This window comes from Streptomyces sp. 7R007, from assembly GCF_054850255.1.
In genome coordinates, this window is sequence record NZ_JBTWMV010000012.1 from 1 (window position 1) to 21,361 (window position 21,361).

Consider the following 21,361-nt stretch of genomic DNA (forward strand, 5'->3'; position numbering starts at 1 on the left):
GGCGGTTCCGACTTTATCAGAAGTTTCGAGCCGGTCTGACCGGCCACTGTTTTCCGATTCATCGGGAAGGGCTTCTTCGAAATCAATGTTCCGAGAAGCGAGTAGATCCTCACTGCTGCCGACCAGATCGACGTATCGACGCGGTTCCAGGCAACTGCTCGAATCTACCTCCCCACCAGCTCCGTGTCAACGGCTCCCGTGGGGCGAAGAAGACAATAACAGCTCCGCGGGCGTGCCCGCACATCAGGCGGCCGTCGGCACCGTCGCGCTGCGCTCCGCCGCCTCGACGTCGCCGGTCTCGCCGGCGCGAGCCGCCCGGCCGCCCAGGACGAAGACGTAGGCGAGGAAGGTCAGCTCGGCCGCGATGCCGATGCCGATGCGGGCCCACGTGGGCAGGCCGGACGGGGTGACGAAGCCTTCGATGGCACCGGAGACGAAGAGGACCAGGGCGAGACCGATCGCCATGCCGATCGCGGCGCGCCCCTCCTCCGCCAGGGCTGTGCGTCGGGTGCGCGGGCCGGGGTCGATGAGGGTCCAGCCGAGCCGGAGACCGGTGCCGGCGGCTACGAAGACGGCGGTCAGTTCGAGCAGGCCGTGCGGGAGGACCAGGCCCAGGAAGGTGTCCAGTCGGCCTGCGGAGGACATCAGGCCGAAGCCGACCCCCAGGTTGAGCATGTTCTGGAAGAGGATCCACAGGACGGGAAGTCCCAGGAAGACGCCCAGGATGAGGCACTGTGCGGCGGCCCAGGCGTTGTTCGTCCAGACCTGCGCGGCGAAGGCCGCCGCGGGATGGCTGGAGTAGTACGTCTCGTACTCGCCACCGGGGCGGGTGAGCTCGCGCAGTTCGCTGGGGGCGGCGATGCTCGCCTGCACCTCGGGGTGGGTGCCGATCCACCAGCCGAGGAGGGCGCCGATCGCGGTGGAGATGAGCGCTGTGGGCACCCACCAGTGACGTGAGCGGTAGACCGCGGCCGGGAATCCGTACGCAAGGAAGCGGGTGACGTCTCTCCAGGAGGCGCGTCGGGTGCCTGTCACCGCACTACGCGCGCGTGCCACCAGTTGGCTGAGCCGTCCGGTCAGCTGGGGGTCGGGGGCGCTGGACTGGATGAGGGAGAGATGGGTGGCGGTGCGCTGGTAGAGGGCGACGAGTTCGTCGGCCTCGGCCCCGGTGAGGCGGCGCTGGCGGCCGAGCAGGGCTTCGAGGCGGTCCCACTCGGCTCGGTGGGCGGTGACGAAGACGTCGAGGTCCATCGGTCTGCCTGCTCCTGGGCTGTTCGTCGGCGACTCGTGGATGTCAGCTTGTCGTACTGGCGCGCGATGCGCCCTCAGCTTGGCAGACTGGCCGTTCTCGGGGCAGGCCAGGGAAAGGACGACGGGTGTGAGTGAGCTGGTGACGGGCGAGGCGGTGGCGTTGGAGCTGCGCCCCGCGAGGCTGCCCAGCCGGGCGCTGGCGGTCTTGCTGGATCTCGCCGTGGCCGTCGTCGTCTACATCGTCGTGACCCTCGGTCTGGTGGTGTCCACGGCCTCGCTGGACGAGGCGGCCCAGGTCGCGGTGTCGATCGCGGCGTTCGTGCTGGTGCTGGTGGGCGGGCCGATCGCGGTCGAGACGCTGAGCCGTGGCCGTTCGCTCGGGAAGATGGCGTGCGGGCTGCGGGTGGTACGGGACGACGGGGGGCCGATCCGGTTCCGGCACGCGCTGGTGCGCGGCGGGATCGGGGTGATCGAGATCCTGATGACGTTCGGGGTCGTGGCCTGTATCGCGTCCCTTGTCTCGGCGCGCGGGCGGCGGCTCGGTGACGTCTTCGCCGGGACTCTGGTCGTACGGGAACGGGTGCCCGTGGCCCGGACGGGCTTCCTGCCGCCGCCTCCGCCGTGGCTGGCCGGGCGGTTCTCGGAGCTCGATCTGTCGGCGGTTCCCGACGGGCTGTGGCTTGCCGTGCGCCAGTACCTGACGCGCATGCAGCAGCTGGACCCGCAGGTCGGCCAGGTCATGGCGGAACGTCTCGCCTCGGACCTCTCGGCGCGTACGGGGACTCCGGTGCCGCAGGGGGTGCCGCCGGCGGCGTATCTGGCGGCGGTGGTGCAGGAGCGGCAGGCGCGTGAGGTACGGCGGGCGTTCGCCAACGGTGCCGGTGCCGGGCATACCGCCGGGGCGGCTGACGCCCCTGCCCCTGCCCCTTCTCCCGCTCCCGCTGGTTGGCCAACGGCTCCGGCGACTCCGCCCGCGGCTCCTGCCGCCGTGCAGCGCCCGGTTCACCCGGCCGGGAACCGTCCCTCTCACGGCCCTTCCGCCGATGGTCGTTCCGCCGACGACCGTCCCGCCCACGGCTTCGTGCCACCCGCCTGACGCCTCGCGCCGCCTCGCCGGCTCAGGTGAAGACGGACGGTGGAGATTCGAGGTCCTCCAGCTCGATGCCGGGCGCCGCGAGCACCACGTCGCCGGCGATGTGCACGGTGTGCTGTTCGCCCGTGTCCAGGGCTGTGACCTGGTATTCGTCCACGGTCAGAGGGCCGTTGTCAGTGGCGTGTGCTTCGCTGTTCACCAAGGCCCAGGACTGGTCCACGGTGCGCGGGGCGAGGACGGGGTCCGTGAAGGCCACGAGGCGTACGCGGGTCGCTGATGCGGAGGGGGTGAGGCGTAGGAGACGGGTCGTGGCGACGAGGAACGCGGGGGATGTGCCGGTGAAGGCGTGGGCGCGCACGTTGCCTTCGGTGGCCTGACACCCCGTGGGGTCCGTACGGACCCAGGTGACGCCGTCCAGGGCGGCGCCGCGGACCTGCCAGCTCGCGGCGTGGAGTTCGAGGCGGATGGGGCGGCCGAGTTCGTCGAGGGCGAGGTCGACGGAGCCGCTGTGATCGCCCGCGGGGGTGGTCAGCTGGGAGACGTAGCGCCAGCCGGACGGGCCGGGGGCGCAGTGGAAGTGCTCTTCTGCGAGGGGGGTGTGATCGTGCGGATCGTGGAGCGAATAGCGGCCGCGGGGCATGGGGGTCCTGGGTCTTGACGGGCTGGTCCGGCCGCGGCGGCCAAAGGGGCAGGCCCCCGGCACGGGGGTGCGGGGGCCTGCCTCGGAGGACCTGCCGGGCGGACCTGCCGGTGAGGGGTGCGTCAGCGCACCGACGCACTCGTCACCGGCTGGATGGCGCCGCTCAGTAGCGGTAGTGGTCCGGCTTGTACGGGCCCTCGACGTCGACGCCGATGTACGCGGCCTGCTCGGGGCGCAGCTTGGTGAGCTTCACGCCGAGCGCGTCCAGGTGCAGGCGGGCGACCTTCTCGTCGAGGTGCTTGGGCAGCGTGTAGACGCCGATCGGGTACTCGGACTGCTTGGTGAACAGCTCGATCTGGGCCAGCGTCTGGTCCGCGAACGAGTTGGACATCACGAAGGACGGGTGGCCGGTCGCGTTGCCCAGGTTGAGCAGGCGGCCCTCGGACAGCACGATGATCTTCTTGCCGTCCGGGAAGGTCCAGGTGTGGACCTGCGGCTTGACCTCGTCCTTGACGATGCCGGGGACCTTGGCGAGGCCGGCCATGTCGATCTCGTTGTCGAAGTGGCCGATGTTGCCGACGATGGCCTGGTGCTTCATCTTGGCCATGTCGCTGGCCATGATGATGTCCTTGTTGCCGGTCGTGGTGATGAAGATGTCGGCCTTGTCGATGACCTCGTCGAGGGTCGTGACCTGGTAGCCGTCCATGGCCGCCTGGAGCGCGCAGATCGGGTCGATCTCGGTGACGATGACGCGGGCGCCCTGTCCGCGCAGGGACTCCGCGCAGCCCTTGCCCACGTCGCCGTAGCCGCAGACGACGGCGGTCTTGCCGCCGATGAGGACGTCGGTGGCGCGGTTGATGCCGTCGATCAGGGAGTGGCGGCAGCCGTACTTGTTGTCGAACTTCGACTTGGTGACGGCGTCGTTGACGTTGATCGCCGGGAAGAGGAGGGTGCCGTCGCGCTGCATCTCGTACAGGCGGTGGACGCCGGTCGTGGTCTCCTCGGTCACGCCGCGGATCTCGGACGCGAGCTGGGTCCACTTCTGCGGGGTCTCGGCCAGGGTGCGGGTGAGGAGCTCCAGGATGACCCGGTGCTCGTCGGACTCGGCGGTGTCGGGCGAGGGGACCTTGCCAGCCTTCTCGTACTCGACGCCCTTGTGGACGAGGAGGGTGGCGTCACCGCCGTCGTCCAGGATCATGTTCGGGCCGCCGGTGGGGCTGTCCGGCCAGGTCAGCGCCTGCTCGGTGCACCACCAGTACTCCTCCAGGGTCTCGCCCTTCCAGGCGAAGACCGGGACGCCCTGCGGGTTGTCGGGGGTGCCGTTCGGGCCGACGGCGATGGCGGCGGCCGCGTGGTCCTGGGTGGAGAAGATGTTGCAGGAGGCCCAGCGGACCTGCGCGCCGAGGGCGACGAGGGTCTCGATGAGCACGGCGGTCTGCACGGTCATGTGCAGGGAGCCGGTGACGCGGGCGCCGGCGAGGGGCTGCGCCTCGGCGTACTCCTTGCGGATCGCCATCAGGCCGGGCATCTCGTGCTCGGCGAGGGTGATCTCCTTGCGGCCGAACTCGGCCAGGGAGAGGTCGGCGACCTTGAAGTCCTGTCGGTTCTCGACAGTCGTCATTGCGAGCTGCTCCTCGGGGTTGGGGCGAGGTGGGTACGTCTGGTCTGCGCGGCGGCGGACACAGGGGTGCCCGAAAGAGGACACAGGCATGCCCGCGTGCGCGCAGCGCAGTCCGTCGGAGGCCCTCTCTCCCTCGGCCGGTCCGCGTCGGGACCGCCCGACCGCCATCAGCAGCGACGTCTGGCTCTGTTCCAAGCTACACCGGACGGCCCGGCCGCCCCCAGTCCGCCTCCGAACAGATCACGCCGATCGGAGCCCGCGAACCGGCACAGGTGGCTCACAGATACCCTCTGCGCCGGCGGACGGTCCGCGTGGGGAGGGAGTGGCGTTGAGCAGGTCGCGGAAGCTGGGGATCGCTGCGGGGGTGTCGGGGGCGCTGGGCCTGGCGCTGATGGTCGTGGCGCTGGTGAGTCTGTGGACGGGGTACCACGGGAGCACGGTGACCAGCGACAGCATGTCGCCGACGTACACGCAGGGGCGGCAGCTGGTGTACGAGCGGATGGACGGGAGCGGGGTGCGGCGGGGTGACGTGGTGCTGTACCGGGCGCCGGAGCGTTATCAGGGCGCGCTCGTCATGCAGCGTGTCATCGGGGTGGGCGGTGATCACGTCGTCTGCTGCACGGGGGAGGGCGACGACGAGCGGCTCGTCGTGAACGGCAAGCCTCTCGACGAGCCGTACCTCTCGGACGGCATCGCGGACGGAACGCAACGGCCCTACGACGTGACGGTGCCGAAGGGCAGGCTGTTCCTGCTCGGTGATCACCGGCTGAACTCGCGGGACTCGCGGTTCTTCCCCGACGACCACGAGGGGACGGTGCCGGTGAGCGCGGTCGAGGGCCGGGTGACCGACGACTACACGGTGCCGGTGCTGCTCGGTGTCGGCGCGCTGGTGGGGTTGCTGGCGGCGCTGACCGGGCTCGGGCTGGGGATCGCGGCGGTGGCGTTGCGCAAGCGGGTGGTGGTGCCGCCGCCTCCGCCGTGGGCCGTGCAGGTGTGACGACGGGCCTCGCCGAGCGTGTTCGGCGAGGCCCGTGGCAGTGCGTGGCGTGGCTCAGTGGCCGGCGGGGTGGGGGGCCGGGCCGCCGGGGGTGGCCTCGCGGTCGGGGCCCTTGGCGGCCTCGGCCTCGCTGTAGATGTCCGGTTCGAGGTAGATCACGCGGGCGATGGGGACGGCGGCGCGGATGCGGGCCTCGGCGGCGTTGATGGCGGCGGCGACCTCGGCGGCCGTGTCGTCGTGCTGGACGGCGATCTTGGCGGCGATGAGGAGTTCCTCGGGGCCGAGGTGCAGGGTGCGCATATGGATGATGCCGGTGACCGTGTCGCCGTCGACGATCGCGGCCTCGATCCGCTTGACCTCTTCCAGGCCCGCGGCCTCGCCGAGCAGCAGCGACTTGGTCTCGGCGGCGAGGACGAGCGCGATGGAGACGAGCAGCACACCGATGCAGACCGTGCCGATGCCGTCCCAGACGCCGTCGCCGGTGAGCAGGGCCAGGCCGACGCCGCCGAGGGCGAGGACGAGGCCGATGAGCGCGCCGAAGTCCTCCAGGAGGACGACCGGCAGCTCGGGTGCCTTGGCGCGGCGGATGAACTGCGACCAGGAGAGCTTGCCGCGCAGTTCGTTGGACTCCTTGATGGCCGTGCGGAAGGAGTAGCCTTCCATGAGGATGGCGAAGACGAGCACGCCCACCGGCCAGTACCAGTGCTCCAGCTCGTGCGGGTGGCGGATCTTCTCGTAGCCCTCGTAGATGGCGAACATGCCGCCGATCGAGAACAGGACGATGGAGACGAGGAAGGCGTAGATGTACCGCTCGCGGCCGTAGCCGAAGGGGTGTTGCGGCGTCGCCTCGCGTTCGGCCTTCTTGCCGCCGATGAGGAGCAGGAACTGGTTGCCGGAGTCGGCGAGCGAGTGCACGCCCTCGGCGAGCATCGACGAGGAGCCGCTGAACGCGAACGCCACGAACTTCGATGCCGCGATCGCGAGGTTGGCGCCGAGTGCCGCCACGATCGCCCTGGTGCCGCCTGACGCGCTCATGTGTCCGCGTTGTCCCTTCGCCTTCGTACGTGTACGCCGAACAGGCCTTTGCCCGTCCTTTGCCGGTGGGCCATTCTTGCAGCCCCGTCCCCGAACGGCTCGTCAGGTATCCACAGGCCCGGTCATACGATCACAGTGGCCCGGAAGAGCGTGCCCGTGCCGGACACCTCGGCCTTCTCGCCGGCGGGGACGAAGACCGACTGGCCGGGCGCCAGTTCGTGTTCCCCCGCCCGTACCGAACCGGCCGTGCACAGCAGGATCTGCGGGGTCTCGCGGGTGAGGTCGCGGGCCGGGCCGCCCTCGGGCAGGACGTGGCGCGAGAGCCGGAACTCGTCGATCGGGGTCTCGTAGACCTCCTCGCCTTCGAGGGACGCCTCCGGGCGCAGGACGCCGGGGTCGCTCGCCTCGAAGCGGACGACGCGCAGGAGTTCGGGGACGTCGACGTGCTTGGGGGTCAGGCCGCAGCGCAGGACGTTGTCCGAGTTGGCCATGATCTCGACGCCGAGGCCGCTGAGGTAGGCGTGCGGGATGCCGGCGCCCAGGAAGAGGGCCTCACCGGGTTGCAGGCGGACGTGGTTGAGGAGCATGGCGGCGAGGACGCCCGGGTCGCCCGGGTAGTGGTGGGCGATGTCGGCGTACGGCGTGTACGCGCCGCCCAGGCGGGTGCAGGCGGCCGCGGTCTCGGCGACCGTGGGGCGCATCTTCTCGGGGTCGGCGGTGAGGACCGCCGTCAGCACCTCGCGCAGGGCGGCGTCTTCGGGCCGGGCCCGCAGCAGGTCGACGTAGGGCTTGAGGGAGTCGATGCCGAGCCCTTCGAGCAGGTCGGCGGTCTCGCGTGGGTCGCGGAAGCCGCACAGGCCGTCGAACTCGGTGAGCGCGCAGATCAGTTCGGGCTTGTGGTTGGCGTCCTTGTAGTTGCGGTGCGGGGCGTCGACCGGGATGCCGCGGCGCTCCTCGTCGGCGTACCCCTCCTTCGCCTGCTCCAGGTTCGGGTGCACCTGGAGGGAGAGCGGGGCGCCGGCGGCGAGGATCTTGAGCAGGAACGGCAGCCGGGGGCCGAACCGGGCGACGGCCCGGGGTCCCAACTCCCTTTCGGGGTCCGCGTCGATGACGTCCACCAGGGTGCCGCGTCCGGTGCGCGAGGGGGCGCCGGGGTGGGCGCCCATCCACATCTCCGCCTGGGGCTCGCCGCTCGGTTCGACGCCGAGCAGCGCGGGGATGGCGGTGGTGGAACCCCAGGCGTAGGGGCGGATGGTGTTGTCGAGGCGGTCCATGGGGCTCTTTCTGCCGGTTCTCGTACGTGCGGGGTGCGCCTGCGGCCGTCGGGGCGCAGGCGTCCAGATCAGGCCCCCGAGGCGAGCGCCAGGTAAACGGCGGCGAAATCCGTGATGGCGATCAGTTCGGCGAGGGTCTCCAGCTCGCCGCCCTCCTCGGGCTCCAGCTCGCTGATCGGCGTGTCGTGGCTCAGGGCCAGGTCACGGGCGGCCGGGGCGGCGCTGAGGCCGCCGATCGGGCGGTCACGGAGGAGCACCACGCGTGCGTGCAGGGCGGGCGGCTCCTCCACGCGGTCGCGGAAGAAGTCGTCCGGGTCGGCGCTGGCGGCGAGCGGGCCCGCGAGAAGGGCGCTGTGCGCGGCGAGGGCCTCGGGGAGTTCGGCGACGACGGCGGGCGTGCCCGACAGCTCCGCCAGGGCGGCGGCGAAGCGGCGGCCCGCGGGGCCCGCGGAGGTGCCCTCGGTCCAGACGATCGGCAGCGCGTCGGCGAGTTCGGCGGCCAGCGTCTTGGCCGGGTTGCTGTAGGTCGCGATGGCCGGGCCACAGCGTTCGGCGACATGGTCGAGCCGGTCGGCGACCTTCTCCAGGGCGTCGGGCGTGGCGGTGAGCAGGCCGGTGCGGTCGAGGATGGCGAGCAGCGGGGTGAGCAGCGCCCACAGGACGCCGGGGGCGGAGGCGGCGAGCGGTTCGTCCTGCTCGTACGGGGCTGTCGCGAGCGGTACGAAGAGGCCGTAGGCGCCTGCGACGGCCTCCTTGAGGGGCGTGTGGGCGGGGGCGACGGCGACGACCGTGCAGCCTCGGCGGTAGGCGGCGTCGGCGAGCAGGGACAGGCCCGGTTCGGTGCCGTCCGGGGTGGCGATCAGCAGCAGGTCCACCGAGCCGACCCAGCCCGGGAGTTCCCAGCGCAGGGCGCCCGCGGCGGGGGCGACGCCGGTGGGGGCGAGGCGGGTGACGGGGCTGCCGGGGCCGGCGAGGGTGCCGAGGAGGTCGGCGACGCTGGTGGCGGCGGCGCCGGGGCCGGCGATGAGGACGGCGCGGGGGCGGCCGTCGGGCTTGAGGTCGTTGACGCCGGCCTCGGCGGCGTGGCGGGCGGCGGTGCGGACACGGGCGCCGGCTTCGGCGGCGCCGCGGAGCAGGCCGCGGTGGTCGGCCTCCGAGAGGGCCTCGGGGGTGTCGAGCAGCGATTCGTCGAGCATGGGCGGCAGCCTCCTCGATCGCCGGGGGCCTCTTGCCGGCGCGGTGTTGCGCCGTGTTGCGGCGTCCCGGGGGTGTTGTGTGCTCGCCTTTGTGCGCGCCCCGGATGCCTGGTGTTTGGGGGTGGGTGGATCTGGTGCGCCGGGGGCGGCGGGAGGGGGCGGCGGGCCTCGTCGGGTGCGGGGGTGGTGGGCTGGGCCGTTCGCTTACGCGGGGCGGCGGGCCTCGTCGACGAGGAGGACGGGGATGCCGTCGCGGACGGGGTATGCCAGGCCGCAGTCCTGACCGGTGCAGATCAGCTCGGTGTCCTGCTCCTTGAGGGGGGCGTGGCAGGCCGGGCAGGCGAGGATCTCCAGGAGGCCGGCTTCGAGCGGCATGGGGTGTCCTTTCGGGGTGGGTAGGGGTGGGTACGGGTGGGTGTGTCTTTGTGCGGATGTGCCTGGTCAGGGTACCGCCGTGGGGGGTGGGGTGTGGGGGTTGGGCTGCGGTGGGTGGGGGTGCCGCCGGTGGTTTCTCGCCCCCGCCGCCCCTACCCGTCCCATCCCAGGAGCTGCCGCCCCTTCGACCCCGCCCAGGGGGCTCCGCCCCCTGGACCCCCGTCGGCCCGAAGGTCCTCGTCCTCAAACGCCGGACGGGCTGAAAACAGCGGTCCGGCGACCAGATGGACCGTCTCACGGGCGGGTGGGGGTTGAGGACGGCACTGGCTCGCCCGCAGATGCCGGTACGGCGAAGAACGGCGACCAGCGCACCGACGGACAGCCCCGCTCACCGGGCCGCCCGCCCAGCCATACGCCGCGCTCGCCGACCACCCGCCCGGGCAAACCGCCCCGCTCACTCACCCATCCAGCCAGCCGACCCGCCGCCCAGCCACCCGACCGCCCAGTCCGCCGACCGCCCGACCGCCCGACCGCCCAACTACTCAGCCCGCCGACCACCCGCCCACTCAACCGACCAGCCGACCGTCACCCAACACCCGACCACCCAGCCGACCGTCACCCGACCGCTCAGCCACCCGACACCGAACAGCTCAGCCGACCGTCACCCACCCCTCAGCCCCGGATGATCGCCAATACCTCGTCCCGTACCTTCGTCATCGTTGCCTCGTCGCGGGCCTCTGCGTTGAGGCGTAGGAGGGGTTCCGTGTTGGAGGGGCGGACGTTGAACCACCAGTCGGGGGTGGAGACGGTGAGGCCGTCGAGGTCGTCGAGGTGGGTGTCGGGGGCCGAGGCGTAGGCCGCGCGGACGGCCGCCAGGCGGGCGGACTGGTCGGTCACCGTGGAGTTGATCTCGCCGGAGCCGACGTAGCGGTCGTACTGGGCGACCAGGGCCGAGAGGGAGCCGGGCTGGCCGCCGAGGGCCGCGAGGACGTGGAGGGCGGCCAGCATGCCCGTGTCGGCGTTCCAGAAGTCCTTGAAGTAGTAGTGCGCGGAGTGCTCGCCGCCGAAGATCGCGCCGGAGCGGGCCATCTCGGCCTTGATGAAGGAGTGGCCGACGCGGGTGCGCACCGGGGTGCCGCCGTGCTCGCGGACCACTTCGGGCACGGACCACGAGGTGATCAGGTTGTGGATGATCGCGCCCTTGCCGCCGTTGCGCGCCAGCTCCCGCGCCGCCACCAGCGCCGTGATCGCGGACGGCGAGACCGGGTCGCCGTGTTCGTCGACCACGAAGCAGCGGTCGGCGTCGCCGTCGAAGGCGAGGCCGAGGTCGGCGGACTCCTCCCGGACGCGCTGCTGCAGGTCGACCAGGTTCGCGGGGTCGAGGGGGTTGGCCTCGTGGTTGGGGAACGTGCCGTCCAGCTCGAAGTACATGGGCACGAGGGTCAGCGGCAGGTTCTCGAAGACCGTCGGCACGGTGTGGCCGCCCATGCCGTTGCCCGCGTCGGCCACGACCTTCAGGGGGCGGATGGAGGTCAGGTCGACGAGGGAGCGGAGGTAGGCCGCGTAGTCCGACAACGTGTTGCGCCGCGTGATCGTTCCCTGCCGCGGGGCCGGCGCGGGCGCGCCCGACTCCAGCCACTGCTCGGCCAGTTCGCGGATGCGTGCCAGGCCCGTGTCCTGGCCGACCGGCGCCGCGCCCGCCCGGCACAGCTTGATGCCGTTGTACTGGGCCGGGTTGTGCGAGGCCGTGAACATCGCGCCCGGCAGGCCGAGCGCCCCCGAGGCGTAGTACAGCTGGTCCGTCGAGCACAGCCCGATCTCGGTGACGTCGGCGCCCTGTCCGGCCGCCCCGCGCGCGAAGGCTCCGGCCAGGGACGGCGAGGAGGGCCGCATGTCGTGGCCGATCACGATCGCGTCGGCCTCGGTCACCTGGACGAAGGCCGCCCCGAAGAGCTCGGCGAGCGACTCGTCCCACTGGTCCGGGACCACTCCGCGTACGTCGTACGCCTTGACGATCTGTGTCAGATCAGCGCTCACGGCCAACCCTCCTGAATGTCCTGTCGGTCGCCTCAAACTACCCGTACCGACGGACAACGCGCCCAGGGGTCCCCAACCGGACTCGCAGCCGACCCACGGCCGTAACCTCAGGTCAGGGCAGCATCCAGTCCAGGACCGGCGAGCTCTGGCCGACCACGATGAGGCACATCACGAGCAGCAGGGCCAGGCTCCACGGCAGCACCTTGCGCAGCAGGTCCCCTTCCCGGCCCGCGAGGCCCACGGCCGCGCAGGCGATGGTGAGGTTCTGCGGCGAGATCATCTTGCCCAGGACGCCGCCGGAGCTGTTGGCCGCGGCCAGCAGGTCGGGTGGGAGGCCCGACTCCCGGGCCGCGCTGACCTGGAGCGCGCCGAAGAGCGCGTTGGCGGAGGTGTCCGAGCCGGAGACCGCCACGCCGAACCAGCCCAGGACGGGCGAGAGGAAGGCCAGCCCGCTCCCGGCCGCCGCCACGAAGTGGCCGATCGTCGCCGCCTGGCCGGAGAGGTTCATGACGTAGGCGAGGGCCAGGACGGACGTCACGGTCAGGATCGCGAACCTCAGCTCGTGCACCGTCGCGAGCCACTCCTTGACCGCCACGCGCGCGTGGACGCCGAGGACGACCGCCGTGCAGACGCCGGCGAGCAGCACGAGCGTGCCCCCGGTCGACACGACCGGCCAGGTGAAGACGTTGCCGCCGACCGGTTTGCCGTTCGGCGCGACGACGTCCAGGAAGGGCCAGTCGTACGTCCGTGTCGCCTTGGCCAGCCAGTCCTTGACCGCCGGGATCTGGGCGACGGAGAAGATCGCGACGATGAGCGCGTACGGGGCGTAGGCGCGCAGCACTTCACCGCGCGGGTCCTCCTCGTCCAGTTCCTCGCTGCGCGCGCCGGTCAGCACGGACACGCGGACGGCCTCCTCGGCGGGTACGCGCGCGTGCGGTACGGCGACCAGGGCGGCGGCGCCCGCCAGGGAGGCGGCGATGTCGGCGAGTTGGGCGGAGACGTAGTTGGAGGCGGCGAACTGGGCCGCGGCGAAGGCGACTCCGCACACCAGGGCGGGCACCCAGGTCTCGCGCAGCCCGCGCCGGCCGTCCACCAGGCCGACCAGGAGCAGCGGCACGACGAGGGCCAGCAGCGGCGTCTGACGGCCCACCACGGAGGCCACGTCGTCCAACGGCAGCCCCGTCACCTGCGCGAGCGTCACCACCGGCGTGCCCATCGCCCCGAAGGCGACCGGCGCGGTGTTGGCCACCAGGGAGACCACGGCGGCGCGCACCGGGTCGAAGCCGAGGGCGACGAGCATGACCGAGCAGATCGCGACGGGCGCGCCGAACCCGGCGAGCGCCTCCAGGAGCGCGCCGAAGCAGAAGGCGACCACGAGCGCCTGGATGCGCGGGTCGTCGGACAGCCGTCCGAAGGAGCGGCGCAGGATGTCGAAGTGGCGGGTGCGGACGGTCATCCGGTACACCCACAGGGCGTTGACGACGATCCACAGGATGGGGAACAGGCCGAACGCCGCGCCCTGGGCGGCACTGGAGGCCGTCTGGTCGAGCGGCATGCCGTACGCGAGCCAGGCGACCAGAGCGGCCGCCAGAAGGCCGGTCAGCCCCGCCCAGTAGGCCTTCAGGCGCACTCCGCCGAGCAGGACCAGGACGATGAGCAGGGGCAGAGCGGCGACCAGCGCGGACAGGCCGAGCGAGTCGGCGACGGGTTCGAGCTCCTGGACGTACACGGGCGCCTCCCCGGATTCCGGCATGCGGAAAGCGATTTCCCGCCGGTCACATCACCGGAATGGTCGTGTCCGCGACAAGGAGACGTCAATGGGCGCGCACCGGTGAGTGCGACACGAAGGAGGCCGCGGGCCCTCAGTTGTCGGGCGAGCGCAGCACCCGCAGATGCCCGCGGCGCGCGACCTCCATCGGGTCCGCGGTGCGCGGTCCCCCGCCGCCGGCCTCGGCCGCGCGCTCCTGCGGGCGGGCCGCCTCGCGGACCGCGTTGGCGAGCGCCTCCAGGTCGTCGCCGCTGGGGCGGGCCGGGGCGGAGCCGTCGAGCAGGCGGACGACCTCCCAGCCGCGCGGGGCGGTGAGGCGCTCGGAGTGCTCGGCGCACAGGTCGTAGCAGTGGGGTTCGGCGTAGGTGGCGAGCGGGCCGAGGACCGCGGTCGAGTCGGCGTAGACGTACGTCAGCGTCGCTACGGCGGGTCGGCCGCAAGCGGTGCGCGAACAACGACGTACAAGGCTCACGACGTTGGACGGTACCGCACTCTTGAGCGGGCCGCGACGACTCTCCCCCAGGTCACTCCACCGTGTCGTGCTGTGAATCGCCCCACACCTCCCTCCCGGCGCACCTCGCTGACCTGCGCGGACGGGCGTTCACAGGGCCCGGGGCGGCAGTCGGTCCGATCACCGGTCGGTACAAACCCCGTCATTTGCCTTGAGATCGCCGGTCTCGGAGGGATACGGAATCGAGCCCAACCTTGGCCGGAATGGTCATCCTGCGACACGCCGTACACAGCGGTACGGCGGCGCGGAGGGGCCGGGCGGCGGGCGCCGGCGGGGACTACCCTTCACCAGTGATGGACAACCCCGTACCGCCCCGTGCCGTCGGCCCCGGGCCCCGCCGACGTGACCGCCACGGGCGTGGCATGCGCGGCCCGATCGCGCCGCCCCAGGTGCCGCTCGCCGCGAGCCGTGCCGAGGCGTTCGCGGACCTGGTGCAGGACTCCGTGGAGCGTCTGGAGCGGCGGTGGCCGCAGCTCGCCGACATCGATTTCCTCGTCCTGGAGGTGCCCCGCCTGGACGGACCGGGCCAGAGCTGGAACGACGAGGCGGTCCCGCTCGGCGGCACGATCCCCGCGCGCGAGGGCCGCCGCGCGCACGTGGTCGTCTACCGGCGGCCCGTCGAGATCCGCACGAAGGGGCGCGACGAGCGGGCCGCGCTGGTGCACGAGGTCGTGGTCGAGCAGGTCGCCGAGCTGCTCGGGCTGACCCCGGAGACGGTGGATCCCCGCTACGGCGAGGACTGAGGCCGCCCAGCCGTCGCCGGGCCGCCCCCGTACGCGCCGAGCCGCCCGCCCCGGACCGCCCGCTACTTCTGCAGCACCGACAGGTCCTGCTCCGCCTCCGGCACCGACACCATCCCCCGGTCGTCCGGCAGGGTCTGGACCGTGAAGCCCGGGACACCGTCCTCCGTCGCCGCCAGGGTGCGGGCCGCGTAGACCGGACCGCCGGACAGCGGCTCCACGGTGAGGGCGTAGGTGCCCTTCAGGCCGGTCGGGACGGGGGCGTCGATGTCCTGGGTGGTGCCGGCCTTGATCGTGTACGTCTGGGAGACGGCCGTACCGCCCTCGTCGCCCGCCGACGCGGTGACCTTGACCTTGGCGGCCCGGGTCGGTGCCGTCAGGGAGAGCGTGGAGCCCTTGCCGCTGTTGTCGGCGGACGTCGCGCGCGTGTCCACCGGCGCGGTGGCCGGGATGAACGCCGTCTCCTGCTTGCCGCTCTTGCCCCGGACGACCTGGAGCGCGGCCACCACCGGAACGGACTCGTCGGTGGGGGTCAGGACCAGGGAGCCCGCCTCGCCGCGGGTGACGTCACCGAGGTCGACGGCGGTCGTCATGCCGGCCTTGACGTGCACCGTCTCGTTCCCGGCGGGCGTGATCAGCCCGGTGGGCGAGGCGAGCCGCACCTTGAGGTCGGCGTCCGCGTCGCCGGGCGTGAAGGCGATCAGCCGTACGGACGTGGCGTCCTTCGGGATGCCGGGCAGGACCAGGCTGCCCGCCGGGTCGGTGGAGGCGGCCAGCCAGTCGCCTCCCGCCTTGTCGTCCAGGGCCTGCACGGCGGCTCCCACGCGCCCGCTGCGCACGTTCACGTGCACCGTGAGGTCGGTCTGCTTCTCGTCGGTGAGCGTGGACAGCAGGATCGGCTCGCTGGAGTGCGGCTGGACCGTGATGCCCTCCCCCACCGTCGAGTCGAGGGCGCCGTCCTTGCCGTAGAGCCCGATGTCGACGACGGCGGCCGAGTCGTCGGGGTTGGTCAGATGCACGTAGTCGGTGCGGCCGGCGTCCGTGCTGGCGCCCGGGAACCAGAACTCGGTGTCGGGGGCCGTGCAGTTGACGCCCTGCAGACCGCGTCCCGTGCCCGCGGCGACCTCCGTGGTCTCCTGCACCGTCCAGCCGGGCGCGAACCTGCCCTCCGCGGTGCCGACGAGCGCCGGCGTGTCGGAGCCGGAGGCGTCACCCGTGGCGGGGGTGCCGGGCTCCTTGGGGGTGAGGATCGCCTTGGCGGTCTTCTTCTTGCCGCTCTTCTTGCTGCCCGCGGTGCCGCTCGTGGTGTCGTCCGACTGCTCGGTGGCCGCCTGCAGCCGGGCCGTTCCGCCGCTGTCCGTGCCCTTCGTGACGGGCGTGAACGACGTGTACGACGTGTCGGCGATGTCGGAGAGGCTGGGCGCCGGGCACAGCAGCGTGGTGCGCTCCACGGGCAGTTCGGCGGCCGTCCTGGCGGCGTTCGCGCCGGAGGCGCCCGGCGCGGTGAGCGAGGCGATGCCCGTGACGGCGGCGAGCGCGGCGGTGCCGGCGATCAGGGACAGGGTGGTGCGGTTCACTGCTGACTCCCGTCGGGGCGCTCAGGGGCGTGCGGGTGCGGCTGCTGCGTCGGGTCGTACGCGGGGTCGTAGCCCTGCTGCTGGTACGCCGACGGGTCGTACGCCGGGTCGTACGCCCCCTGGCTCGCGCCGCCGTACGCGTACGGGTCGTACTGGCCGCCCTGGTAGGGGTCGGCCTGGTACGTCTGGTCGTACGCGCCCGCCGGGTACTGCTGGGCGCCCTGGTACTGCTCGCCGTACTCGCCGCCGTACTGGGCGCCCGCGTACGTGGCCGGGTTCCACTCGTCGTACGCCTGCTGCTGCGGCACCGCTACGGGGACCTCCTCCTGCGCGGGAGACGGGAACTCCTCGCTCTGGCCGGCCTCTTCGGCCTCCGCCTGGGCGCGCAGGCGGCGGGCGCGGCGGCCCTCGCCGGCGACGGCCTGGGCGGGGATCGACGGCTCCTCGGGGAGGTCGTCGTCGACGTCGCGGCGGCGGCCGGGCAGGGCGAGGACGACGAGGACGAGGGCGAGGGCGCCCTGGGCCCACAGCCAGGCGGTGTGGGTGATCGGGTCGTCGTAGGTGACGTCCAGCCTGCCGCCGGAGGCGGGCAGTTCGAAGCCCTGGGCCCAGCCGTCGACGGTGGTGCGGGTGAGCGGCTTGCCGTCCAGGGTGGCCGTCCAGCCCTCGGCGACGGTGTCGGCGAGGCGCAGGACGCGGCCCGCGGAGCCCGCGGGGACGGTGGTGTGGATCTCCACGGGGCCGGCGGCGACGGGCTGCGCCGTGCCGGAGCCGGAGGCGGGGACGACGGTGGCGCGCGCGACCTCCTGGTCGACCCGCCACAGGGCGCTGCCGCCCTGCTGGCTGAGGCGGCTGAGGCCGGGCGTGGCGTCCAGCACGCGCGTGACCTCGCGCGGCGCGCCCTTGTGGACGAGGACGTAGCGGACGGCGAACTTGCCGAGCTGGTCGGCCTGGTCGGCGCCGGAGCCGGCGACGAGGTTGGCGACGACCTTGTCCAGCCGGGCGTTGTCGCCGTCGGCCGCGGCGATCTCGGCGTCGCCGAGGCGGGCGCCGGAGCCGCGTACGAGGGTGTAGCCGACGCGCGCGGCGGAGTCGCTGTCGAGGACGAGCGTGCGGGCCTGGTCGCGGGTGCCGCTCTCCTCGGCGACGAACGCGGGCACCTGCACGGGGTCGCGGCGCTCCAGCGGTCCGTCGGCGCCGCGGATCATCCAGCCGCCGGCGACGAGCAGCGGGCCCGCGGCCGAGGCGAACGCGATCAGCGCGGCCACCGGCTGGCGCCAGCCGAAGCTCTGCTCGGCGACACGCGCGCGTGCCCCGTCGGCGCCCATGACGGCGGCGCTCAGCAGGGCGATGCCGTAGACGAGGGTGGCCGGGCCCGCCCAGGTCGAGTGGTTGGAGAGCACCGCGAAGACGAGGCCCACGAGGGCGACCGCCCAGGCCGTCCGGATGCCGAACCGGCGCTCCGAGCGCAGCAGCGCGGCCAGGGCGGCCAGGACGATGCCGATGAGCATCAGTCCGTGCACCGTGCCGGGGCCGCCGGGGCTCGCGCCCAGCAGGTCGAGCGCGGAGGCCGCCGAGGAGCCGTACTCCAGCCCGGCCTCCTTGAAGAAGCCGAACGGCAGCAGGGTCAGCGACCAGGGCGCCAGCACCAGCAGCGGGGTGCCGAGCTGGGCCAGGAAGCGCAGGCCGTAGGCGGCGAGGTCGGCGCGGCGCAGGGCCAGGACGGCGAGGCCGAGGAGCAGCGCGACGGGCCACACGATCGGCGTGAACGCGGTGGTGACCGTCAGCAGCAGCGCGTACGCCCAGGTGGCGCGCCAACTGCCGCGGGCGCCGGAGGAGTTCGTGAGGCCGCCGGCGGCGACGCCCGCGCGCGCGAGGAGCGGCAGCAGCACGGCGAGGACGGCGGTGCCGATCCGGCCGCCGGCGAGCGCGCCGGTGGCGGCGGGCAGGAAGGCGTAGGCGACGGCCGCCCACGCGCGCAGGAGGCGGGATTCCACCAGCGGGCGGGAGGCGAAGTAGGCGGTGAAGCCGGCCAGCGGAACGGAGGCGACCAGCAGGACGGTGACCGCGAGTCCGGTCGAGCCGAACAGCACGGAGGCCAGCATCGCGACCATCGCCAGGTACGGCGGGGCGGACGGGGTGCCGCCGGTGCCGACCGCGTGCCAGGAGTCGAGGTAGCGCGACCACAGCTCGCCGGAGTCGGCCGGGGCGGGCAGCAGGGAGCCGCCCGCGAGCGCGCCGGAGCCGAGCAGGTCGCGGCAGGCGACCAGGGAGACGAACAGCAGCACCAGGAAGAGCATCGGGCCGGGCTTGCGGGCGATGCGCTTGAGGCGGGCGAACTGCTCGATCTCCAGGAAGTCGGCGTCGTCGCCGCCGGGTCCGGACTCCACCGCGCCGCCGTGCCGGCCGGCGCCCGTGGTGGCCTCGGCGTCGGAGCTGCTGAGGAAGCTGCCCGCGGCCTGTTCGACGGTGGCCCGCACGGTCGCGCCGGGCGGCGGGAACAGCGCCCGCAGCTCGCCCTTGTCGATCTGCGGGGTGCCGCGCCGGCGTCGGCCGGCGATGATCCGCTCGGGCCTGAGCAGCGTGCCCAGCAGGCCGCGGATCTCGTCGACGGCCTGTCCGGGGACCTTGCCGACGAGGTAGGCGACCGTGCGCAGCAGCGTGCCGACGACCAGGCGCACCAGCACCCAGGGCAGCACGGCCGTACGCGAGTTGACCAGCAGGGTGTAGACGGCGCCGGCCTTGTCGACCATGTGCGGGGAGGCGGCGCTGCGGCCCACGCAGTCGACGGTGCGGCGCTCGCGGGAGGCGGCCTCCGCGTGGCGTACGACCGCCTCGGGGGCGACGAGGACGCGGTGGCCGGCGGCGGTGGCGCGCCAGCACAGGTCGACGTCGTCGCGCATCAGGGGCAGCCGCTTGTCGAAGCCACCGAGCTGCTCGAAGACGTCCCGGCGGACCAGCATGCCGGCGGTGGACACCGACAGCACCGCGCGCACGTGGTCGTGCTGGCCCTGGTCCTGTTCACGGCGGTCCAGGCCGGTCCAGCGGCGGCCGGAGTGGGCGATGGTGACGCCGACCTCCAGCAGCTGCCGTCTGTCGTACCAGCCGCGCAGCTTGGGGCCGACGATAGCGACGTCGTCGCGGCCCAGTTCCAGTTCGTTCTCCACCACGCGCAGCAGTTCGGCCAGCGCACCGGGCTCGGGGGCGCAGTCGTCGTGCAGCAGCCACAGCCACTGGACCGGTTCGCCGTAGGGGAGCTCCGGCATGTCGTAGGCGTCGTCGCGCCACGTGCGCGTGACCGGGTCCCAGCCGCTGGGGCGCTTGAGGTAGGGCAGCTCGTCCGGGGTGAGCACCGGGGCGGTGCGGGCGGCCTCCTCGACGGCCTGGCCGAAGCCGGTGCGCCGGGCGAGGTGGAGCACGTGGTCGGCCCCGAGGGCGTCGGTGACCAGCTGGGCGGAGTCGTCCGCGCTGCCGGTGTCGGCGGCCATGACGGCCTGGACGGGGCGCTCCTGGCCGAGCAGCCCGGCGAGCGCGTCGGGCAGCCAGCGGGCGCCGTCGTGGGAGACCAGCACCGCGGTCACCACATGGCGCGGGAACTCGGGAGTGGCAGCGTGGTCGTGGGCTGCCGTATGGCTGTGGACGGACATCGAGGTACGGGCCCCGGTTCGATGGACTGCGGTGGACGTCTGCGTCCCCTGGGGGCGACGAGGCGTCTCGGACGAGCGACCACACTATCGGCTGGGCATGATGAGGGCCCGCCGCCTGTGGATAACCCACCTGCGACGGGCCGTTCATGACGGAGGTGCGCTCTAGACGGCGGCCTTCTTCAGTCTGCGGCGCTCGCGCTCGGACAGACCGCCCCAGATGCCGAACCGTTCGTCGTTGGCGAGGGCGTACTCAAGGCACTCGGAGCGGACCTCACAGGCGAGGCAGACCTTCTTGGCCTCGCGGGTGGAGCCGCCCTTCTCGGGAAAAAAGGACTCGGGGTCGGTCTGGGCGCACAGCGCGCGCTCCTGCCAGCCGAGTTCCTCGTCCGCGTCGTCGACCAGCAGTTGCTGCACCAGCTCGGTCATGTGCGCCCCTCGTCTGTCTTTCGCGTCCCCGTGATGTAGCCGTTACCGATTCCGGCTGAACGACACGAGTGAAATTACAAGTGTGCTGCTCCGGGCGAGTCAAGCCGAGATCTGCTATTGGGCCCCTTATTCACTCTGCGGAACCAAGGCCTTGCGGAAAGTGTTCAAATCGGCATAAACCTTGACATGCAGACGAGGCCCATCCGGGCCTCCCACCCCTATAGGAGTCTGTACGGGGAAGGACGCCCAGATGTTCGATCCCGTTCCACGCGCATCCCGAGGCGTCCCGGATCACGGTCGGATCACAGGAGCGCAACGGGGCCCGTGCGCCTGGTTGTGCGCCATGTGTCCCGGTACCCCCATGCACAAACCTTTCACCTGGCAGATGAACCGGATGAGGTGAAACACGTCCCACATACCGGGTGTCGAGTTGACAGTGCAGGTGTGAACCGCTGTCCTTGTGGGCATGCTCGCGAACTCGGCACTCACCTCGACCCGCACCGCCGGGTCCCACGGTGCTGCCCGCGCTCGCTGTAGCTGTCGCTGTTCCAGCTGTTGAGCCTGCCCGCTCCGGCTGACGACCGAGTCCTCCGCGGCTCTTCCGTCGTTCCCCTCTGACCCCCTTTCACTGAGGAACCACCGCACCCCTATGAACAGCGACAGCGACCTCCAGATCGCCGGCGACATCCTCGAAGTCCCGCACCTGCTGCAGCCCCCGCGCGAACACCCCGTGACCGTCGCCGAGTTCGTCGGCCTGGCCCGCTCCCTCGCCGCCGACCGCTCCCAGTGGGAGCACCTCGTGCGCTACGACGCCACCACGCGCTGGTACCACCGGCTGCGCACCGGGCCCGGCTACGAGGTCTGGCTGCTGTCCTGGGTGCCCGGGCAGGGCAGCGGGCTGCACGACCACGGCCGCTCCTCCGGCGTGCTGACCGTGCTGGAGGGCACGCTCACCGAACGCACCGCGCGGGGCACGCGCGCGCTCGGCGAGGGGGCGCAGCGGGTGTTCGCGCCGGGCTACGTGCACGAGGTCGTCAACGACACGCTGGAGCCGGCCATAAGCCTGCACGTCTACTACCCGGGCCTGACGGAGATGCCGATGCACACGGCTCAGCACTGCGAGGCGCGGCCGGTGACCGCCTCGGGCACGACCGCGTGACCGCCCGACGCGCG

17 protein-coding genes are annotated in these 21,361 nt (G+C 72.5%); 4 read left to right on the forward strand and 13 right to left on the reverse strand.

The genetic code is table 11. From position 1 onward, the window contains the following. Window positions 1-243 precede the first annotated feature (243 nt). Window positions 244-1,251, reverse strand: a complete 1,008-nt coding sequence (locus ACYF6T_RS17615; protein ID WP_461697439.1) for a stage II sporulation protein M — start codon at window positions 1,249-1,251, stop codon at window positions 244-246. A 127-nt stretch (window positions 1,252-1,378) separates the two neighbouring features. On the opposite strand from ACYF6T_RS17615, the gene ACYF6T_RS17620 reads away from it, so the two are divergent. Beyond that, complete coding sequence (locus tag ACYF6T_RS17620; protein ID WP_461697441.1) at window positions 1,379-2,347, forward strand: RDD family protein; 969 nt, start codon at window positions 1,379-1,381, stop codon at window positions 2,345-2,347. A 22-nt stretch (window positions 2,348-2,369) separates the two neighbouring features. On the opposite strand, the gene ACYF6T_RS17625 is transcribed toward ACYF6T_RS17620, so the two are convergent. Together ACYF6T_RS17625 and ahcY are read right to left on the reverse strand one after the other, a co-directional pair. Continuing rightward, window positions 2,370-2,984 carry a hypothetical protein gene (locus ACYF6T_RS17625; protein ID WP_461697442.1) on the reverse strand — a complete coding sequence of 205 codons (615 nt, stop codon included), beginning with the start codon at window positions 2,982-2,984 and terminating at the stop codon, window positions 2,370-2,372. A 163-nt stretch (window positions 2,985-3,147) separates the two neighbouring features. After that, window positions 3,148-4,605 (reverse strand): adenosylhomocysteinase, encoded by a 1,458-nt coding sequence (ahcY, locus tag ACYF6T_RS17630; RefSeq protein ID WP_461697444.1) that lies wholly within the window; start codon window positions 4,603-4,605, stop codon window positions 3,148-3,150. A 322-nt stretch (window positions 4,606-4,927) separates the two neighbouring features. On the opposite strand from ahcY, the gene lepB reads away from it, so the two are divergent. Beyond that, window positions 4,928-5,602 (forward strand): signal peptidase I, encoded by a 675-nt coding sequence (gene lepB, locus ACYF6T_RS17635; RefSeq protein ID WP_461697445.1) that lies wholly within the window; start codon window positions 4,928-4,930, stop codon window positions 5,600-5,602. A gap of 54 nt (window positions 5,603-5,656) precedes the next feature. On the opposite strand, the gene ACYF6T_RS17640 is transcribed toward lepB, so the two are convergent. The 7 genes from ACYF6T_RS17640 to ACYF6T_RS17670 all read right to left on the reverse strand — a co-directional run bounded on the left by ACYF6T_RS17640 (window position 5,657) and on the right by ACYF6T_RS17670 (window position 13,759). After that, window positions 5,657-6,637: a cation diffusion facilitator family transporter gene (locus tag ACYF6T_RS17640; protein WP_461697446.1), complete on the reverse strand. Its 981-nt coding sequence runs from the start codon at window positions 6,635-6,637 to the stop codon at window positions 5,657-5,659. Between the two features lie 122 nt (window positions 6,638-6,759). After that, window positions 6,760-7,911, reverse strand: a complete 1,152-nt coding sequence (manA, locus tag ACYF6T_RS17645) for a mannose-6-phosphate isomerase, class I (protein WP_461697448.1) — start codon at window positions 7,909-7,911, stop codon at window positions 6,760-6,762. A gap of 68 nt (window positions 7,912-7,979) precedes the next feature. Continuing rightward, window positions 7,980-9,107 carry an SIS domain-containing protein gene (locus ACYF6T_RS17650; RefSeq protein WP_461697449.1) on the reverse strand — a complete coding sequence of 376 codons (1,128 nt, stop codon included), beginning with the start codon at window positions 9,105-9,107 and terminating at the stop codon, window positions 7,980-7,982. 204 nt (window positions 9,108-9,311) lie between these two features. Continuing rightward, window positions 9,312-9,482, reverse strand: coding sequence for a Trm112 family protein (locus ACYF6T_RS17655; RefSeq protein ID WP_007382472.1), 171 nt, complete (start codon window positions 9,480-9,482; stop codon window positions 9,312-9,314). A gap of 672 nt (window positions 9,483-10,154) precedes the next feature. Further along, the gene (locus tag ACYF6T_RS17660) at window positions 10,155-11,519 is read right to left on the reverse strand and encodes a phosphomannomutase/phosphoglucomutase (RefSeq protein WP_461697456.1); all 1,365 of its coding nucleotides are present in this window, start codon (window positions 11,517-11,519) and stop codon (window positions 10,155-10,157) included. Between the two features lie 112 nt (window positions 11,520-11,631). Then, a complete protein-coding gene (locus ACYF6T_RS17665) occupies window positions 11,632-13,248 on the reverse strand; it encodes an L-lactate permease (protein WP_461697801.1) in 1,617 nt (538 codons plus the stop codon). 133 nt (window positions 13,249-13,381) lie between these two features. Continuing rightward, window positions 13,382-13,759 (reverse strand): DUF3499 domain-containing protein, encoded by a 378-nt coding sequence (locus ACYF6T_RS17670; RefSeq protein ID WP_461697458.1) that lies wholly within the window; start codon window positions 13,757-13,759, stop codon window positions 13,382-13,384. Window positions 13,760-14,091: 332 nt separating this feature from the next. On the opposite strand from ACYF6T_RS17670, the gene ACYF6T_RS17675 reads away from it, so the two are divergent. Then, window positions 14,092-14,541 (forward strand): metallopeptidase family protein, encoded by a 450-nt coding sequence (locus ACYF6T_RS17675; protein WP_461697803.1) that lies wholly within the window; start codon window positions 14,092-14,094, stop codon window positions 14,539-14,541. A gap of 62 nt (window positions 14,542-14,603) precedes the next feature. On the opposite strand, the gene ACYF6T_RS17680 is transcribed toward ACYF6T_RS17675, so the two are convergent. From ACYF6T_RS17680 to ACYF6T_RS17690, 3 genes are all read right to left on the reverse strand, one after another. Further along, the gene (locus ACYF6T_RS17680; protein ID WP_461697460.1) at window positions 14,604-16,115 is read right to left on the reverse strand and encodes a DUF5719 family protein; all 1,512 of its coding nucleotides are present in this window, start codon (window positions 16,113-16,115) and stop codon (window positions 14,604-14,606) included. After that, entirely contained in the window at window positions 16,112-19,762 is a 3,651-nt protein-coding gene (locus ACYF6T_RS17685) for a glycosyltransferase (protein WP_461697461.1), read from the reverse strand. Before ACYF6T_RS17685 ends, ACYF6T_RS17680 begins: the two co-directional genes overlap by 4 nt. 162 nt (window positions 19,763-19,924) lie before the next feature. Further along, window positions 19,925-20,188 (reverse strand): WhiB family transcriptional regulator, encoded by a 264-nt coding sequence (locus tag ACYF6T_RS17690; RefSeq protein WP_003975777.1) that lies wholly within the window; start codon window positions 20,186-20,188, stop codon window positions 19,925-19,927. Between the two features lie 649 nt (window positions 20,189-20,837). Here ACYF6T_RS17690 and ACYF6T_RS17695 point away from each other — a divergent pair. After that, window positions 20,838-21,347, forward strand: coding sequence for a cysteine dioxygenase (locus tag ACYF6T_RS17695; RefSeq protein ID WP_461697509.1), 510 nt, complete (start codon window positions 20,838-20,840; stop codon window positions 21,345-21,347). Window positions 21,348-21,361 lie beyond the last annotated feature (14 nt).

What these genes read in the sequence shown, in the direction of transcription:
- ACYF6T_RS17695 (WP_461697509.1), top strand. Translation starts at nt 20,838, where the DNA reads ATGAACAGCGACAGCGACCTCCAGATCGCCGGCGACATCCTCGAAGTC.
- ACYF6T_RS17625 (WP_461697442.1), bottom strand. Translation starts at nt 2,984, where the DNA reads ATGCCCCGCGGCCGCTATTCGCTCCACGATCCGCACGATCACACCCCC.
- ACYF6T_RS17615 (WP_461697439.1), bottom strand. Translation starts at nt 1,251, where the DNA reads ATGGACCTCGACGTCTTCGTCACCGCCCACCGAGCCGAGTGGGACCGC.
- ACYF6T_RS17655 (WP_007382472.1), bottom strand. Translation starts at nt 9,482, where the DNA reads ATGCCGCTCGAAGCCGGCCTCCTGGAGATCCTCGCCTGCCCGGCCTGC.
- ACYF6T_RS17675 (WP_461697803.1), top strand. Translation starts at nt 14,092, where the DNA reads ATGGACAACCCCGTACCGCCCCGTGCCGTCGGCCCCGGGCCCCGCCGA.
- ahcY (WP_461697444.1), bottom strand. Translation starts at nt 4,605, where the DNA reads ATGACGACTGTCGAGAACCGACAGGACTTCAAGGTCGCCGACCTCTCC.
- manA (WP_461697448.1), bottom strand. Translation starts at nt 7,911, where the DNA reads ATGGACCGCCTCGACAACACCATCCGCCCCTACGCCTGGGGTTCCACC.
- ACYF6T_RS17690 (WP_003975777.1), bottom strand. Translation starts at nt 20,188, where the DNA reads ATGACCGAGCTGGTGCAGCAACTGCTGGTCGACGACGCGGACGAGGAA.
- ACYF6T_RS17685 (WP_461697461.1), bottom strand. Translation starts at nt 19,762, where the DNA reads ATGTCCGTCCACAGCCATACGGCAGCCCACGACCACGCTGCCACTCCC.
- ACYF6T_RS17650 (WP_461697449.1), bottom strand. Translation starts at nt 9,107, where the DNA reads ATGCTCGACGAATCGCTGCTCGACACCCCCGAGGCCCTCTCGGAGGCC.
- ACYF6T_RS17640 (WP_461697446.1), bottom strand. Translation starts at nt 6,637, where the DNA reads ATGAGCGCGTCAGGCGGCACCAGGGCGATCGTGGCGGCACTCGGCGCC.